The sequence below is a fragment of the Streptomyces sp. NPDC005485 genome, from assembly GCF_040606085.1.
Classification (GTDB): Bacteria; Actinomycetota; Actinomycetes; order Streptomycetales; family Streptomycetaceae; genus Streptomyces.
The window spans coordinates 1-16,128 of sequence record NZ_JBEXDZ010000099.1 but is presented as its reverse complement, the minus strand read 5'-3'; the positions used below and the strand labels follow the sequence as shown (position 1 = coordinate 16,128).

General features: G+C 69.1%; 17 protein-coding genes and 5 tRNA genes. 5 read left to right on the top strand and 17 right to left on the bottom strand.

Features of this window, described 5'->3' with window-relative positions:
• Positions 1–110: 110 nt before the first annotated feature.
• Positions 111–1,121 (bottom strand): NAD(P)H-dependent glycerol-3-phosphate dehydrogenase, encoded by a 1,011-nt coding sequence (locus ABZS97_RS28430; protein ID WP_356141983.1) that lies wholly within the window; start codon positions 1,119–1,121, stop codon positions 111–113.
• Positions 1,118–1,900, bottom strand: a complete 783-nt coding sequence (locus tag ABZS97_RS28425) for a lysophospholipid acyltransferase family protein (RefSeq protein ID WP_356141981.1) — start codon at positions 1,898–1,900, stop codon at positions 1,118–1,120. Before ABZS97_RS28425 ends, ABZS97_RS28430 begins: the two co-directional genes overlap by 4 nt.
• Before the next feature lie 144 nt (positions 1,901–2,044).
• Between ABZS97_RS28425 and cofC the strand changes: the two genes are divergently transcribed.
• Positions 2,045–2,683, top strand: a complete 639-nt coding sequence (gene cofC, locus ABZS97_RS28420; RefSeq protein WP_356141979.1) for a 2-phospho-L-lactate guanylyltransferase — start codon at positions 2,045–2,047, stop codon at positions 2,681–2,683.
• 9 nt (positions 2,684–2,692) lie between these two features.
• Positions 2,693–2,896 (top strand): hypothetical protein, encoded by a 204-nt coding sequence (locus ABZS97_RS28415; RefSeq protein WP_356141977.1) that lies wholly within the window; start codon positions 2,693–2,695, stop codon positions 2,894–2,896.
• Positions 2,897–2,981: 85 nt separating this feature from the next.
• Here the strand turns inward: ABZS97_RS28415 and ABZS97_RS28410 are convergent, their stop codons facing one another.
• The 4 genes from ABZS97_RS28410 to leuC all read right to left on the bottom strand — a co-directional run bounded on the left by ABZS97_RS28410 (position 2,982) and on the right by leuC (position 6,290).
• Positions 2,982–3,641, bottom strand: a complete 660-nt coding sequence (locus ABZS97_RS28410) for an HU family DNA-binding protein (protein ID WP_356141974.1) — start codon at positions 3,639–3,641, stop codon at positions 2,982–2,984.
• 139 nt (positions 3,642–3,780) lie between these two features.
• Positions 3,781–4,011 carry a hypothetical protein gene (locus ABZS97_RS28405; RefSeq protein ID WP_356141972.1) on the bottom strand — a complete coding sequence of 77 codons (231 nt, stop codon included), beginning with the start codon at positions 4,009–4,011 and terminating at the stop codon, positions 3,781–3,783.
• A gap of 254 nt (positions 4,012–4,265) precedes the next feature.
• Positions 4,266–4,859 (bottom strand): 3-isopropylmalate dehydratase small subunit, encoded by a 594-nt coding sequence (gene leuD / locus ABZS97_RS28400; RefSeq protein ID WP_356141970.1) that lies wholly within the window; start codon positions 4,857–4,859, stop codon positions 4,266–4,268.
• A 6-nt stretch (positions 4,860–4,865) separates the two neighbouring features.
• Positions 4,866–6,290: a 3-isopropylmalate dehydratase large subunit gene (gene leuC / locus ABZS97_RS28395; protein WP_356141968.1), complete on the bottom strand. Its 1,425-nt coding sequence runs from the start codon at positions 6,288–6,290 to the stop codon at positions 4,866–4,868.
• A gap of 190 nt (positions 6,291–6,480) precedes the next feature.
• Here leuC and ndgR point away from each other — a divergent pair, with 190 nt between their 5' ends.
• The gene (gene ndgR / locus ABZS97_RS28390; RefSeq protein WP_329221393.1) at positions 6,481–7,197 is read left to right on the top strand and encodes an IclR family transcriptional regulator NdgR; all 717 of its coding nucleotides are present in this window, start codon (positions 6,481–6,483) and stop codon (positions 7,195–7,197) included.
• Positions 7,198–7,284: 87 nt separating this feature from the next.
• Here ndgR and ABZS97_RS28385 read toward each other — a convergent pair whose 3' ends face one another.
• A complete protein-coding gene (locus ABZS97_RS28385) occupies positions 7,285–7,806 on the bottom strand; it encodes a DUF4188 domain-containing protein (RefSeq protein WP_356141966.1) in 522 nt (173 codons plus the stop codon).
• Positions 7,807–7,888: 82 nt separating this feature from the next.
• Between ABZS97_RS28385 and ABZS97_RS28380 the strand changes: the two genes are divergently transcribed.
• Positions 7,889–8,533, top strand: a complete 645-nt coding sequence (locus ABZS97_RS28380) for a MerR family transcriptional regulator (RefSeq protein ID WP_356141964.1) — start codon at positions 7,889–7,891, stop codon at positions 8,531–8,533.
• 56 nt (positions 8,534–8,589) lie between these two features.
• Here ABZS97_RS28380 and ABZS97_RS28375 read toward each other — a convergent pair.
• The 10 genes from ABZS97_RS28375 to ABZS97_RS28330 form a co-directional block, all read right to left on the bottom strand.
• A tRNA-Glu gene (locus tag ABZS97_RS28375) sits at positions 8,590–8,662 on the bottom strand.
• A gap of 28 nt (positions 8,663–8,690) precedes the next feature.
• Positions 8,691–8,762, bottom strand: a tRNA-Gln gene (locus ABZS97_RS28370).
• A 21-nt stretch (positions 8,763–8,783) separates the two neighbouring features.
• Positions 8,784–8,856, bottom strand: a tRNA-Glu gene (locus ABZS97_RS28365).
• Positions 8,857–8,918: 62 nt separating this feature from the next.
• Positions 8,919–8,991, bottom strand: a tRNA-Glu gene (locus ABZS97_RS28360).
• A 42-nt stretch (positions 8,992–9,033) separates the two neighbouring features.
• Positions 9,034–9,105 (bottom strand) — tRNA-Gln (locus ABZS97_RS28355).
• 92 nt (positions 9,106–9,197) lie between these two features.
• Entirely contained in the window at positions 9,198–9,929 is a 732-nt protein-coding gene (locus ABZS97_RS28350; RefSeq protein WP_356141962.1) for an HAD family hydrolase, read from the bottom strand.
• Between the two features lie 41 nt (positions 9,930–9,970).
• Positions 9,971–10,465, bottom strand: a complete 495-nt coding sequence (locus ABZS97_RS28345; protein ID WP_356141961.1) for a hypothetical protein — start codon at positions 10,463–10,465, stop codon at positions 9,971–9,973.
• A gap of 142 nt (positions 10,466–10,607) precedes the next feature.
• Positions 10,608–12,083, bottom strand: coding sequence for a glutamate--tRNA ligase (gene gltX / locus ABZS97_RS28340; RefSeq protein ID WP_356141959.1), 1,476 nt, complete (start codon positions 12,081–12,083; stop codon positions 10,608–10,610).
• Positions 12,076–12,852 (bottom strand): fumarylacetoacetate hydrolase family protein, encoded by a 777-nt coding sequence (locus ABZS97_RS28335; protein WP_356141957.1) that lies wholly within the window; start codon positions 12,850–12,852, stop codon positions 12,076–12,078. The genes gltX and ABZS97_RS28335 overlap by 8 nt, the downstream gene beginning before the upstream one ends.
• 126 nt (positions 12,853–12,978) lie before the next feature.
• Entirely contained in the window at positions 12,979–13,167 is a 189-nt protein-coding gene (locus ABZS97_RS28330; protein WP_356141955.1) for a hypothetical protein, read from the bottom strand.
• A 603-nt stretch (positions 13,168–13,770) separates the two neighbouring features.
• On the opposite strand from ABZS97_RS28330, the gene ABZS97_RS28325 reads away from it, so the two are divergent.
• A partial coding sequence (locus tag ABZS97_RS28325) for a nitrate- and nitrite sensing domain-containing protein (protein WP_356141953.1) occupies positions 13,771–16,128 on the top strand: 2,358 nt, incomplete at its 3' end.

Here is a 16,128-nt window from a genome sequence, read left to right as displayed (position 1 = left end):
CGCCCCGCGGCGGCCGTCGCCGAACGTCGCGCGGACGGTTGCTCAGCGTCGTACGTACGGTCGCTCAGCGTCGTGGAACCCGGCCGTCCGCGCCGCAACACGCGTCGCGGTCAGTGCCGTTCCGGCTTGGCGGTGCGCGACATCAGCTCCTTGACGGCGACGACCGGCGGCTTGCCCTCGTGCACGATGGCGACGACCGTCTCCGTGATCGGCATGTCGACGCCGTGCCGACGGGCCAGATCGAGCACGGACTCACAGGACTTGACGCCCTCCGCGGTCTGCCTGGTGACCGCGATGGTCTCCTGCAGGGTCATGCCCTTGCCGAGGTTGGTGCCGAAGGTGTGGTTGCGCGACAGCGGCGAGGAGCAGGTGGCCACCAGGTCACCGAGACCCGCGAGGCCGGAGAAGGTCAGCGGGTCCGCGCCCATCGCGAGGCCGAGCCGGGTGGTCTCGGCGAGGCCGCGGGTGATGAGCGAGCCCTTGGCGTTGTCGCCCAGGCCCATGCCGTCCGCGATGCCGACGGCGAGGCCGATGACGTTCTTCACCGCGCCGCCCAGTTCGCAGCCCACCACGTCGGTGTTCGTGTACGGGCGGAAGTACGGCGTGTGGCAGGCGGCCTGGAGGCGCTGGGCGACCGGCTCCGCGCTGCACGCGACGACGGCGGCGGCCGGCATCCGGGCGGCGATCTCGCGCGCCAGGTTGGGTCCGGTGACGACCGCGATCCGGTCCGCGCCGACCTTGGAGACGTCCTCGACGACCTCGCTCATCCGCATCGCGGAGCCGAGTTCGACGCCCTTCATCAACGACACCAGGACCGTGTCCGGCGCGAGCAGCGGCGCCCACTCGGCGAGGTTGCCGCGCAGCGTCTGCGAGGGCACCGCGAGCACGGTGAAGTCGGCGCCCCGCGCGGCCTCGGCGGCGTCGGTGGTGGCCCGCAGGTTCGCGGGGAGTTCGACGCCCGGCAGGTAGTCCGGGTTCGTCCGCGTGGAGTTCACCGCTTCCGCGAGTTCGGCGCGGCGCCCCCACAGCGTGACCTCGCAGCCCGCGTCGGCGAGCACCATGCCGAAGGCCGTGCCCCACGATCCGGTCCCGAAGACGGCCGCCTTGACCGGCTTGCTCACTTCCCCTGCCCCTCTTCCTGCTGTGCCGTTTCCGGCGTCTTCTCCAGCGCCGCGGCCCTGCGGCGCTGCTCGATCCGCACCTGGCGCGGGTCGTAGGGCTTCTCGGGTGCCTTTTCGCCGCGGATCGTCTCCAGCTGGGCGGTGACGGCGGCCATGATGACCTCCGTCGCCTCCTTCAGCACGTCCGGGGTCATCTCCTTGTCGTAGAAGCGCGTCAGGTCCACCGGCGGGCCCGCGAGCACACGGTGGGTCTTGCGCGGAAGGAGGTTGGGCTTCTTGGCGTACGGCGGGAGCAGTTCGTTGGCGCCCCACTGGGCGACGGGGATCACCGGGCACCTGGTCTGCAGGGCGACGCGCGCGGCGCCGGTCTTGCCGGTCATCGGCCAGCCGTCGGGGTCGCGGGTGAGGGTGCCTTCGGGGTAGAAGGCGACGCACTCGCCGCGCTCCACGGCCGCGATCGCGGCGCGGAAGGCGCTCAACGCGTCCGTGCTCTCGCGGTACACGGGGATCTGTCCGGTGCCGCGCATCGCGGCACCGACGAATCCCTTCCGGAAAAGCCCGGCCTTGGCCAGGAATCGCGGAACGCGTCCGGTGTTGTACTGATAGTGCGCGTACGCGAAGGGGTCCACGTGCGAATTGTGGTTCACCGCGGTGATAAATCCGCCCTCGTCAGGAATGTTCTCCATTCCCCGCCAGTCCCGCTTGATCAGAACCACCAGTGGCGGTTTGCAGAGGACCGCTGCGAAGCGGTACCAGAAGCCGATTCTGCGGCGGGGCACGCGGACACCTTCCTCTAGGGCCTGGGGGGCCGCACAAGTGTCGCCCCGGGCCGTCGGTCTGTCGAGAACACCGTACGCCCCGAGGGCGCGGCTGCCATTGCGTCCAGGTCACAATGGGCGCGACAAGGGAGGGACGCAACGCTCGTGCAGTGGACCTTGGTCATACCCCTCAAACCCCTGGCGCGGGCCAAGAGCAGGCTGTCGGACACCGCCGCCGAAGGACTGCGCCCCGGACTCGCCCTGGCCTTCGCGCAGGACACGGTGGCGGCAGCGCTCGCCTGCCCCGCGGTCCGCGATGTGGCGGTCGTCACGGACGACGCCCTCGCCGGCCGCGAGCTGTCCCTGCTGGGCGCCCGGATCGTCCCGGAGGAGCCCGCCGGCGGGCTCAACACCGCCCTGGCCCACGGCGCCGCGGCCGTGCGCTCGCGAAGACCGGAAAGCGCGGTCGCGGCCCTGAACGCCGATCTCCCGGCGCTGCGCCCGCTGGAATTGTCCCGGGTACTCGACGCGGCCGCCGAATTCCCCCGCGCTTTTCTTCCCGATGCGGCCGCAATCGGCACCACTCTGCTGGCCGCGGGACCGGGATGGGAATTGCTCCCGGCTTTCGGTACGGATTCCCGGGCCCGCCATCGCGCGTCGGGCGCCGTGGAACTCACGCTGGACGCGGTGGATTCCGTACGCCAGGACGTGGACACCGGCGACGATCTGCGGGCGGCGCTGGCGCTGGGCGTGGGACCACGTACGGCGGCGGTGGCCGCGAGGGTGCTGAGCCTCGGCCAGTAGGCTTCCGCCATGCAGGCGACCGCGTACACGTACGACCCCGAGACCCGCAGCGGCCAGGTGCTGCTCGACGACGGCACCCCGGTGCCCTTCGACGGCCCGGCGTTCGACGCGGGCGGGCTGAGGCTGCTGCGCCCGGGGCAGCGGGTGCGCATCGAGACGGCGGGCGAGGGCGAGGCCCGCCGGATCACGCTGATCACTCTGCAGACGTTCTGAACGCCGGGAGATCCGGGCCGGACACGCCGCGGGCCGGGCTCCCGATGGGAGCCCGGCCCGGCGCGTGAGTGGCCCTGTACCCCGGTTACTTGCGGGCGGTGGCCTTCTTGGCCGTGGTCTTTCGCGCCGGCGACTTCTTGGCGGGGGCCTTCTTGGCCGTCGCCTTCTTCGCCGGGGCCTTCTTGGCCGTCGCCTTCTTGGCGGTGGTCTTCTTCGCCGCGGTCTTCTTGGCGGCCGCCGTGGTCTTCTTGGCGGTCGTCTTCTTGGCCGTGGCCGTCGTCTTCTTGGCGGTGGTCTTCTTCGCCGTGGTCTTCTTCGCCGTGGCGGCGGTCGTGGCCTTCCTGGCCGTCGCCTTCTTGGCGGTGGTGGCCTTCTTGGCCGCGGCCTTCTTGACCGTCGCCGAGGCGGCGCCGCCGGTCAGGCTGCCCTTCGGGGCCTTCTTGACCGCGACGTCGTTCTTCGGGAGCTTCTTCGAACCGCTCACCAGGTCCTTGAACCCCTGGCCCGCGCGGAAGCGCGGCACGGAGGTCTTCTTGACCCGGACGCGCTCACCGGTCTGCGGGTTGCGGGCGTAACGGGCCGGACGGTCCACCTTCTCGAAGGAACCGAAGCCGGTGACCGAGACCCGGTCCCCGCCGACAACCGCACGGACGATCGCGTCCAGTACGGCGTCGACCGCGTCGGCGGCCTGCTGACGCCCTCCGACCTTGTCGGCAATCGCTTCTACGAGCTGCGCCTTGTTCACGTCTTCCCCTTCGGAGACATTGCCCGAACGAATGCGTTCAAGCTTTTTCGCACGTTAGGCAGATATATACCGCAAATCAAACACGAAACGGGCTAATCACCCTTGTGCCGCAACGAACTCGGGCTGTCGCGTGTGTTCCTCAGCGGTCCTCTTCGAGGATTTGACCCTCGTCGAGGTCGGTGGTGAAGCGCTCCAGACGCCTTGTCGCATCGGCGAGATCGTGCTTGGCCACGGCCGTAATGACCAGCAGCTTCCGGGTCAGCGCCATCCGTACGCCCTCCGGGACTTGCAGTGCGCGCACTCTTGTGTGCGCTTCCTTGAGTTGGGCCGCGACCGCCGTATAGAGCTCGAGTTGGCCGTCGTGTTCCATGCACAGATTGTGCCATCTGGGGCGAGTTGTCGCCTGCGCAGGGGGTAACTGCCGTCCCCCGAGGGGTTCCTGAGCGCCTCGGCACGACGCGGCACTGTGGTTCGGCTACCCCGGTAACGACCTTTGTAACTAGGTGAGTTGAGCCTTCCGGACCGGCTCCCGAACCCCCTCGGGGAGCGGACACAGCTGTACCCCCAACCGTCCACGATTGGGGGTACAGAGGGGTTTTGCAGGTGGCTGAAACCAGCCTTGTGTCAGACCGGGAGTGTCTTGGGCTTGTACGAGGGGCGCTTGGCCTCGTACGCGGCGATGTCGCCCTCGTTCTGGAGGGTGATGGAGATGTCGTCCAGCCCGTTCAGCAGCCGCCAGCGGGAGTTCTCGTCCAGCTCGAAGGAGGCGGTGATGCCTTCGGCGCGCACCTCGCGCCGCTCCAGGTCGACGGTGATCTCGGCCTGCGGGTCCTTCTCCGTGAGTTCCTGGAGCGCGTCCACGGTCTTCTGCTCCAGAACCACTGTGAGCAGGCCGTTCTTCAGCGAGTTACCGCGGAAGATGTCGGCGAAGCGGGAGGAGATGACGGTCTTGAAGCCGTAGTTCTGCAGTGCCCAGACGGCGTGCTCGCGCGAGGAGCCCGTACCGAAGTCGGGGCCGGCCACCAGGACCGTGGCGCCCTTGCGCTCGGGCTGGTTGAGGACGAACGAGGAGTCCTTGCGCCAGGCCTCGAAGAGCCCGTCCTCGAACCCGTCCCGCGTCACCTTCTTGAGCCAGTGGGCGGGGATGATCTGGTCGGTGTCGACGTTGCTGCGGCGCAGCGGGACGGCCCGGCCGGTGTGCGTGGTGAATGCTTCCATGACTTCTCAGACTCCAGCGGGCGCGGGGGCGTCGGACAGGTCGGCCGGGGAGGCCAGGTGGCCGAGTACGGCGGTGGCGGCGGCCACCTGCGGCGAGACCAGGTGCGTACGGCCGCCCTTGCCCTGCCTGCCCTCGAAGTTGCGGTTGGAGGTGGACGCGGAGCGCTCACCGGGTGCCAGCTGGTCGGGGTTCATGCCCAGACACATCGAGCAGCCCGCGTGCCGCCATTCGGCGCCGGCCTCCTTGAAGACGACGTCCAGGCCCTCCGAGACGGCCTGCAGACCGACCCGCGCGGACCCGGGGACCACCAGCATCCGTACGCCGTCGGCGACTTTGCGGCCCTCGACGATCGCGGCGGCGGCACGCAGGTCCTCGATACGACCGTTGGTGCACGAACCTACGAAGACGGTGTCGACCTTGATGTCGCGCAGCGGCTCTCCGGCGGTCAACCCCATGTATTCCAGGGCCTTTTCGGCGGCGTGCCGCTCCGAAGCGTCTTCGTACGAAGCGGGATCGGGGACGGACGCCGAAAGCGGCGCACCCTGGCCCGGGTTGGTGCCCCAGGTGACGAACGGCGACAGCGAGGCGGCGTCGATGAAGACCTCGGCGTCGAAGACCGCGTCCTCGTCCGTGCGCAGGGTCTTCCAGTACTCCACCGCGGCGTCCCAGTCTGCGCCCTCGGGAGCGTGGGCGCGGCCCTTGAGATACGCGAAGGTGGTCTCGTCGGGGGCGATCATGCCCGCGCGGGCACCGGCCTCGATCGACATGTTGCAGATGGTCATCCGGGCCTCCATCGAGAGTTTCTCGATGGCGGAGCCGCGGTATTCCAGGATGTATCCCTGGCCGCCGCCGGTACCGATTTTCGCGATGATGGCGAGGATCAGGTCCTTGGCGGTGACACCCTCGGGCAGTTCGCCGTCGATGGTGATGGCCATGGTCTTCGGACGGGCCAGCGGCAGCGTCTGGGTGGCCAGCACGTGCTCGACCTGGGAGGTGCCGATACCGAACGCCAGTGCGCCGAACGCACCGTGCGTGGAGGTGTGCGAGTCACCGCACACGACCGTGGTGCCGGGCTGGGTCAGGCCCAGCTGCGGTCCCACGACGTGGACGACACCCTGCTCGACGTCACCCAGCGAGTGCAGGCGCACACCGAAGTCGGCGGCGTTCTTGCGCAGCGTCTCCAGCTGGACCCGGGAGACCGGGTCCGCGATGGGCTTGTCGATGTCGAGGGTCGGGGTGTTGTGATCCTCGGTGGCGATGGTGAGGTCGAGACGGCGCACGGGCCGGCCGGCCTGACGGAGGCCGTCGAAGGCCTGCGGGCTGGTCACCTCGTGCAGGAGATGGAGATCGATGAAGAGGAGGTCGGGCTCGCCCTCGGCGCGCCGGACGACGTGGTCGTCCCAGACCTTCTCCGCGAGTGTCCTACCCATCGCTTTCCCTCCGGCCGGCCTGTGTGGCGCCGGCCCAACTAGAGATTTCGGTGCGGCAACGTCCCTACCCCTCGTGTCGGGCAGCCGCCGCCGGGCCCGTTTGGTCCGCGGGCCGCTGTACTCACCAGGGTGGCGCGTTCCACGAGAAATTGAACTTGCGTTTCACAGAGTGAGACGCGAGTATCGTTGCATGGACAACAGTAGCGGCGTCGGCGTTCTGGACAAGGCAGCCCTTGTCCTGAGCGCTCTGGAGTCCGGTCCGGCCACCCTCGCGGGTCTGGTCGCGGCGACCGGGCTGGCACGACCCACGGCACATCGTCTCGCCGTGGCACTTGAACACCACCGCTTGGTGGCGCGCGACATGCAGGGCCGTTTCATTCTCGGCCCCCGGCTCGCCGAGCTGGCCGCGGCCGCCGGCGAGGACCGTCTCCTCGCGACGGCGGGCCCGGTGCTCACGCATCTGCGCGACATCACCGGCGAGAGCGCCCAGCTCTACCGCCGCCAGGGCGACATGCGCATCTGCGTCGCCGCGGCCGAGCGCCTGTCGGGCCTTCGGGACACGGTCCCGGTCGGTTCCACGCTCACGATGAAGGCCGGTTCCTCCGCCCAGATCCTGATGGCCTGGGAAGAGCCGGAGCGCCTGCACCGCGGTCTGCAGGGCGCCCGCTTCACGGCGACGGCCCTGTCGGGCGTACGGCGCCGGGGCTGGGCCCAGTCGATCGGTGAGCGCGAGCCGGGCGTCGCGTCCGTCTCCGCGCCCGTGCGCGGCCCCTCCAACCGGGTGGTCGCCGCCGTCTCGGTCTCCGGACCGATCGAGCGCCTGACCCGCCACCCGGGCCGCATGCACGCCCAGGCGGTCATCGACGCCGCCGGCCGCCTCTCCGAGGCCCTGCGCCGCACGGGCTGACCACCGCCGCAAACCCTTCGGACACATTCGAGGAGGGCCTGCCTCAACGCCGCGGCAGGCCCTCCTCGATCCCCCGATCCCCCCTGGTCACCCGGCCTTGTCGGCCGCCCCCGCCGCCGACCGGTGCGCGAACCGGTCCTTCGCGTACCTGCCCCGCCGCTCGAGGGGCACCTGACCTCGCGCCTTGGCCAGGCCGAAGGCCGGCATGTCGAAGTAGATCGACTCGTACGAGCCCTCGGGTGCGACGTACGTCTCGTGCCACAGGCCCACATGTCCGCGCGCCTTGCCCTGGCGCTCCTTGCGGTTGATGACCGCCCAGGCCCTGTGGTGGAACATCTCCGGCGACGACGCGTAGGCGTACAGCTTCTCCTTGGACTCCCAGTACTGGACGACGTAGTACGTCCGCGGCGAGGCCGTCAGCATCACATGCCCCAGCAGCCCCCGGTCACGGTCCCGCGCAAGCTCCCCAAGCATGCGGAACATCGACAGCATGACCGGCAGCCACTGGTGCACCGCCCAGAAGTGGTTGACCCGCATCCCGATGAGCAGCACCACCACATCACCCTCGGCCGCCGCGGTCGTACGACCCGACACCGGCTTCGCGAACATGCCGATCCCCCTCAGTCAGATAGCGCCACTATCCTTCTGGCGATGGTTAGATAGTGGCACTTCCCAAGGAAAGGCGCAAGAGATGAGGCTGGCGGAGCTGAGCGAGCGCAGCGGTGTGTCCACGGCGACGATCAAGTACTACCTGCGCGAAGGGCTGTTGCCGCCCGGCCGCCAGATCAACACCACGACGGCCGAGTACGACGAGGAGCATCTGCGTCGGCTGCGGCTCGTGCGGGCGATGATCCAGGTGGGCCGGGTGCCGGTGGCGAAGGTGCGCGAGGTGCTCGGGCACGTGGACGACGACTCCCTGGGCCGCTCGATCCGCCTCGGCGCGGCGATGTGGGCGCTGCCGCAGGTGCCGGAGCCGGACGAGGACGACGAGTACGTGCAGACCGCGCAACAGGAGGTCAGCGCGCTCCTCGACCGGCTCGGCTGGCACAACGCCAAGCAGCTCGCGCCCGTCTCCCCCGCGTACCGCTCACTGGTGGTGGCGGTGGCCGCACTCCGTCGGCTCGGCTACGACTTCGGGTACGAACTGCTCACGCCGTACGCCGAGTTGATGTACCGGACCGCCGTCCTCGACCTGGACAACCTGGAGACGCACTCGTCGGAGGAGGAGCGGATCGAGTTCGCGATCCTGGGGGCGATCATCAACGAGCCGGCGCTGCAGGCCCTGCACCGCCTGGCCCAGGAGGAGGAGACGACGCGGCGGTACGGCTTCGAGTAGCCGGCGCGGGAACATGACGAAGGCCCCCCACCGAAGTGGAGAGCCTTCATTTCGCGTACCCCCGACCGGATTCGAACCGGCGCTACCGCCTTGAGAGGGCGGCGTGCTAGGCCGCTACACAACGGGGGCCTAGATCTTGCGTTTCCGCAGATCGGAGCTGGGCTACCAGGACTCGAACCTAGAATGACGGTACCAGAAACCGTAGTGTTGCCAATTACACCATAGCCCATGGTGATTTAAACCAACTGCGTACCCCCGACCGGATTCGAACCGGCGCTACTGCCGTGAGAGGGCAGCGTGCTAGGCCGCTACACAACGGGGGCCCTAGCGATCCTGCATGAGAGGCAGCGGGTGCGACCCGGACTGTCCCCCTGGGAAGGATCTGTACCCCCGACCGGATTCGAACCGGCGCTACTGCCGTGAGAGGGCAGCGTGCTAGGCCGCTACACAACGGGGGCTTTGCAGAGCTGGATCTCTGCGGTGCAGATAAGCTCTGCGAGCTGGCCTACCAGGACTCGAACCTAGACTAACGGAACCAGAAACCGTCGTGCTGCCAATTACACCATAGGCCACTGAAACTCAATCCCTGGTAGGGATCTTGTTCTAGCTTGCGCCTCCGGGTCTCCGGCCTTTCGGCCCGCTCTCCGGCGGCGCAGGAAGAACATTACCCGAAGGTGGACGGGGCTCCAAAACGGGTATCCGCGCCGAGCAGCGCGGGGAGTTCGGCCAGCGAGGCGATCCGATGGGGGCCGACCGGCGCCTCCACCATGGCGTACATGCCACCGCGGTCGATCCAGACCGACAGGAGCCCGGCGTCCGCGGCTCCCCGCCCGTCGATCTCCGGGTGATCACCGACGTAGGCGACCCGGTGCGGGGCCAGCTCCAGGGCGTCGCAGGCGGCGCGGAAGGCCTGGGCATCGGGTTTGGAGACACCGAGTTCGGCGGCGCACAGGACCATCTCGAAGCGCTCGCGCACGCCGAGGGCGCGGAGTTTGTACTCCTGGACGTGGATGCTGGAGTTGGACAGCACCCCGTGGCGGTGGCTGGCGGCGAGGAGGTCCAGGGCGGGCAGTACGTCCGGGAAGAGGGCCCAGGCGCGTTCGTAGTGGGCGCGGTAGCGGTGGAACCAGGCGTCGGCCTCCGCGTCGGTCAGCTCCTCGCCCAGGAAGACCCGGACCCGGTCGCGGCGCTGCCCCTCGAAGGACGCCTCTCCCGCCGCGTACCGCCCCCACTGCTGGTCGGTGACCTCCCGCCACCGCGCGAGGGCCTGCTCAACGGTGTCGTACCCGTCGAGCAGCCCCTCGGCCGCCAGGTGCCCGCGCATACCGGCGCGGTCGGCTGTCGTGTAGTCGAAGAGGGTGTCGTCGACGTCCCAGACCACGGCTTCGATCGCCATGACGTCGACGGTAACGCGGCGGAAGGTGTCCGTGGAACGCGTCAGTCGTGCGCGCCCCACCAGACCCACCGCTCGGGCTCGATCCGGGCGTCGGCCGTGCTGCTGTAGACGGCGTCGCCGTTGGCCGAGGTCCGCAGTTCGTGCGTCCAGGTGTTCTGGAGGCGGTTGTCGTCGCCGTTCCACCACTGCATGCCGCCGCTGCCGCAGGGGCTCGTCCACACGGCGTTGTTCTGTGTCTTGAAGTCCGTGGTGAGGCAGTCGCCGTTCGCGTTGCTCACCAGCCGACGGAAGGTGTAGCCGAAGGCGGTCGTCGTCTGCGCGCCCCAGTGCCAGTTCCGGGTCACGAGGGAGTCGTCGCAGGGGGCCGACCAGACGTTGTCCGTCGTGGTCGAGGAGGCGAGGCAGTTGCCCTCGTAGTCGTTCCTGTAGGTCCAGTTGGCGGCGGACGCGTAGGACAGGGCGCCACCGGCGGCGAGCATCAGGGCCGCGAGGCCCGCGGGGACGGCCAGTCTCAGGGTGGTTCTCCGGGATGACATGACGACGAGGGTCGAAGGCGCGCGTCACGCCTCGGCGAACCGATCATGAACGCTCCGTGTCGATCGACGTAAGCGGCGGCGATCGAGGAGAACGCGAAGGGGCGGCAGCCACGTCGGCTGCCGCCCCTCATGCATGCGCGCGTTACGCCGCGAGCTTCGCCAGGGCCGCGTCGATGCGGGCCAGTGCCTTCTCCTTGCCCAGGATCTCCAGGGACTCGAAGAGCGGCAGGCCCACCGTGCGGCCGGTGACGGCGACCCGGACCGGGGCCTGGGCCTTGCCGAGCTTGAGGCCGTGGGCCTCGCCGGCGGCCAGGACGGCCTCCTTGAGCGACTCGGGGGAGGTCCAGTCGGCCGCGTCGAGCTTCTCCCGGGCGGTGCCGAGGAGCGCGTCCGAGCCCTCCTTCATGGCCTTCGTCCAGGACGCCTCGTCGAAGACCGGCTCCGCGAGGAACAGGAAGTCGACGTTGTCCGTGATCTCGGAGAGGACCTTGAGGCGGGACTGTGCGTGCGGGGCGATGACCTGCCACTTCGCCTCGTCGAAGTCCTCCGGCGCCCAGGGGGCGAAGGGGGCCGTCAGCCACGGTGCGCAGCGCTCGGTGAAGTCCTTCACGTCGAGCAGCCGGATGTGGTCGGCGTTGATCGCCTCGCACTTCTTCAGGTCGAAGCGTGCCGGGTTGGGGTTGACGTCCGTGACGTCGAAGGCCGCGATCATCTCGTCGATGGTGAAGATGTCGCGGTCCGCCGACAGCGACCAGCCCAGCAGCGACAGGTAGTTGAGCAGGCCCTCCGGGAGGAAGCCGCGCTCGCGGTAGAGGTTGAGCGAGGCCTGCGGGTCGCGCTTCGACAGCTTCTTGTTGCCCTCGCCCATCACGTACGGGAGGTGGCCGAAGGCCGGGGTCTCCTTGGCGATGCCCAGCTCGGTCAGCGCCTTGTAGAGGGCGATCTGGCGGGGGGTGGAGGAGAGCAGGTCCTCGCCGCGCAGGACGTGGGTGATCTCCATCAGGGCGTCGTCGACGGGGTTCACCAGCGTGTAGAGCGGGGCGCCGTTCGCGCGGACGATGCCGTAGTCCGGCACGTTCTCCGGGAGGTAGGTGATGTCGCCGCGGACCAGGTCCCTGAAGGTGATCGGCTCGTCGGGCATCCGGAAGCGGACGATCGGCGCCCGGCCCTCGGCCTCGTAGGCGGCCTTCTGCTCGGCGCTCAGCTCGCGGCAGTGGCCGTCGTAGCCGGAGGGCTTGCCTGCGGCGCGCGCGGCGTCGCGGCGGGTGTCCAGCTCCTCCGTCGAGCAGTAGCAGTGGTACGCGTGACCGGCGTCCAGGAGCTTCGCTGCGACGTCCTGGTAGATGTCCATGCGCTGCGACTGGCGGTACGGCGCGTGGGGGCCGCCGATCTCGGGGCCCTCGTCCCAGTCGAAGCCCAGCCAGCGCATCGAGGCGAGCAGCTGGTCGTAGGACTCCTCGGAGTCGCGGGCCGCGTCGGTGTCCTCGATGCGGAAGACCAGGGTGCCTTCGTTGTGCCGGGCGAACGCCCAGTTGAACAGGGCGGTGCGGACCAGGCCCACGTGGGGGTTGCCGGTCGGGGAGGGACAGAAACGTACGCGGACGTTCGCGTTAGCCACGCTTGATCACCTTGTTGGTGAGAGTGCCGATGCCTTCGATGGTGACGGCGACCTCGTCGCCGACGTTGAGGGGCCCGACTCCGGCCGGGGTGCCCGTGAGGATCACGTCGCCGGGGAGCAGCGTCATGGCCTCGGTGATGTTCACGATCAGATCCTCGATGGTGTGGATCATCTCGCTGGTACGGCCGAGCTGGCGTTGCTGCCCGTTGACCGTGAGCTGGATGGTGAGGTCGCTCGGGTCGAGATCCGTTTCCACCCAGGGGCCGAGCGGGCAGGAGCTGTCGAAGCCCTTGGCCCGCGCCCACTGCTTCTCGCGCTTTTGGACGTCACGTGCGGTGATGTCGTTGGCGCAGGTGTAGCCGAGGATGACGTCCTTGACGCGCTCGCGCGGGACCTCGCGGCACATGCGGCCGATGACCACGGCCAGCTCGGCCTCGTGGTGGAGGTCACTGGTGAAGGACGGGTACTGGATCTCGTCGCCGGGGCCGATCACGGAGGTCGACGGCTTGAAGAAGGCGAACGGGGCGTCGGGCACCTCGTTGCCGAGCTCCCTCGCGTGCGCCGCGTAGTTGCGGCCGAAGGCCACGACCTTGTTCGGGAGCACCGGCGGCAGGAGCCGGACCTTGCTCAGGGGGACCTTCGTACCGGAGAGCTCGAAGTCCGCGAACGGGATGCCCTTGATGATGTCGAGGACGAGCTCGTCCGGCTTGTCGCCCTCGACCGCGCCGAAGGCGACGTTGCCGTCGATGGAGAATCTGGCGATGCGCACGGGTTCGTTGCGCCCCTCTGCTGAGCCGGCTGGAGTCTGACGCTCCAGGCTAACGCGGCAAAGGGCCAGGCACCTCGCGGTTGAGCGGCGCGGGGGCGCTTGAGCGTGGGGCGGCCGGCGTGCGTATTACTTCCCGGCGGGGGTCGCGACCGGGACCTCCATGAGGATGGTGCGCCGCGGGTTGGCGGTCTGGGCGGGGAGGTCGACGGAGTGCTCCGGCTGTTGCGACGTCTGCAGGTCGTCGGCGTCCTCGAGGTGCGCCAGCGTGGTGCGTCGCGGGTTGGCTATGTTGCGGAACATCATCGTCGTCTTCACTGTTGTTGTCCGTGACCTTGTCGTTTACGGGCATCCGGCGGGCTCAAAGGGCCTCACGCGGACGCGGGTTGTCGGATTCGCCATCGATGTAAAGCGTCAGGCTAAACATTCAATTCCCGGGCGAAGCCGTGAAGACGCCATGATCACCGTGTGAGTTTGCTCACCTACTAGTAGGCAAACCGGTCAATTCAGACCATCAACTCGACCCGACGAAACGGACATTGCTCCACTGAAGCAAACATTCCGCTCCTGATCATCGCGACTGGGACACCCCCCGCACCCCAACACCTCGCCCTTTTATGCCCGATATGTACGAGATCGCTTTCTACGTCTCGTAACGCACCCCTCACAAGGTGTCACGGTGGTCACAGCCTGGCCCACGGGCCTTGTTGGAGATCCTGCACTGTGCTGGAATTCCACGGACCGCCGCGGGATCGAACCGGCGCGCAAGGGGCGCAACGCAGCGCCGGGTAGCGGCGGGAAGGGGGAGCCTGCGCCGGTCACTCACGACCACCATGGGAGCGAATTCAGGGCGCTCCCACGACGCCGACACCGTCTCGCCGTTCACGCGGAGAGGCGCCTGGTCCAGAGGTTGCGACGCTAGTGCAGGGACGTTTCAAGAGGGATGGCAGTGCTTCGGCGGAGCCGGAGCCGCACGGCGGGGCTGGCCCCAAGGCCGGCAGCTCCTCGCCCCAGCACGCCCAGAACCAGGGACCGGCAGAGGTCGGCGGCAGCGGTGACCGTTCCGCACGCCTCGGCGCCACGGCTCCCACTCCACCGGTCAAGCCGGCTGCGAAGTCCAAGGGCTCCGGCACCTCCGGCTCCCGAATAGCGCTGCGCAACTGGCGCATCTCGACGCGCCTGGTCTCACTGCTCGCGCTCCCCGTGGTCGCAGCGACCTCGCTCGGCGCGCTGCGCATCAGCGACTCCATGGACGACATCCAGCAGCTCGACAACATGAAGCTGCTGACGGACATGACCAAGCAGGCGACCCAGCTCGCCGCCGCGCTCCAGGCGGAGCGAGACCAGTCGGCCGGTCCGCTGGTGCACGGCGCCTCGGCGACCGACTACCAGGTCAAGGGCGTCCGCGACAAGACGGACAAGGCGTCGCAGGCCTTCATCGAGGGCACCGACGAGATCGAGGAAGCCAGCGCCAACGGACAGCTCACCGGCGTCCGCGAGAGCCTGGTCGGCCTCACCAGCGAGCTCAAGACCCTCAGCGACATCCGCCGCAACGCGTACGAGGACCCCAAGAACTCCTCGCAGACGGTCGAGTCGTACCACCGCCTCATCTCCCAGCTGCTCGACCTCTCCCAGGACATGGCCGAGGCCACCAGCAACCCGGAGATGATCCAGCGCACGCGCGCGCTGTCCGCCTTCTCCACGGCCAAGGAGTACGCCTCCGTCCAGCGCGCGGTCATCGCCGCCGCGCTGCCGGCGAACAACACGACGTACGGCAAGCTGTCGGAGAACGACCGGCTGTACGCGCTCGGCGCGCAGGAGAGCCAGACCTCCGAGCTCAGCACCTTCGGGAACATCTACGGCGACGACGCCGCGGCCGAGCTCCTCAAGCCCATCGACGAGGGCAACCCGATCATCGAGTCGGCCGACGAGTACGCCAAGCGCGTGCTGGCCAACTCGGCCGGTCTGCGCGGGCAGGACAAGCGCTCGTACCGCGACTGGGTCGACGCCGACTCCACCAAGATCCAGACGATGTCCCGGATCGAGGACACGCTGCTCAACGAGATGGAGCAGAAGGCCCGCGAGCTGCGCAACGAGTCCGAGCGCGAAGCGATCATCTCCGGTGCCCTGATCCTCCTCGTCCTCGGCGTCTCCCTCGTCGGCGCCTTCGTCGTGGCCCGCTCCATGATCCGCTCGCTGCGCCGGCTGCAGGACACCGCGACCAAGGTCGCCCAGGACCGCCTGCCCGAGCTGGTCAAGCAGCTCTCCGAGTCCGACCCGCAGGACGTCGACACGTCCGTGGAGTCGGTCGGTGTGCACTCCCGGGACGAGATCGGCCAGGTGGCCGCGGCCTTCGACGACGTGCACCGCGAGGCCGTACGACTCGCCGCCGAGCAGGCCCTCCTGCGAGGCAACGTCAACGCGATGTTCACCAACCTCTCGCGCCGCTCCCAGGGCCTCATCCAGCGTCAGCTCTCGCTCATCTCCGAGCTGGAGTCCCGCGAGGCCGACCCGGACCAGCTCTCCTCGCTGTTCAAGCTCGACCACCTCGCGACCCGCATGCGCCGTAACGGTGAGAACCTCCTCGTGCTCGCCGGTGAGGAGCCCGGCCGCCGCTGGACCCGGCCGGTCCCGCTGGTCGACGTGCTGCGCGCCGCCGCCTCCGAGGTGGAGCAGTACGAGCGCATCGAGCTCTCCTCGGTCCCGGCCACCGAGGTCGCCGGACGCGTCGTCAACGACCTCGTGCACCTGCTCGCCGAGCTGCTGGAGAACGCCACCTCGTTCTCCTCCCCGCAGACCAAGGTCAAGGTCACCGGTCACGCGCTGCCCGACGGCCGCGTACTGATCGAGATCCACGACACCGGCATCGGCCTCTCCCCCGAGGACCTCGCCGCGATCAACGAGCGGCTCGCCTCGCCGCCCACCGTGGACGTCTCGGTCTCGCGCCGCATGGGTCTGTTCGTGGTCGGTCGGCTGTCGCAGCGTCACGGCATCCGTATTCAGCTCCGCCCGTCCGACTCCGGTGGTACGACCGCCCTGGTCATGCTCCCCGTCGACGTCGCCCAGGGCGGCAAGAAGCCCGTTCCGGGCAAGCCGGGTCAGGGCCAGGGCGCGCCGGGCATCGGCGGTCCGGCCGCCGCGCAGGCCTCGGCCGGTGTCGCCGCCGCGCGCCGCGGCAACGGCCAGGCGGGCGGACCGGCTCTCGGTGCGGGTGCTCCCGCCGGTGGTGCGGGCCGCATCGGCGCCGCGCCGCAGCGAGGGCAGGTCGGATCGGGCCAG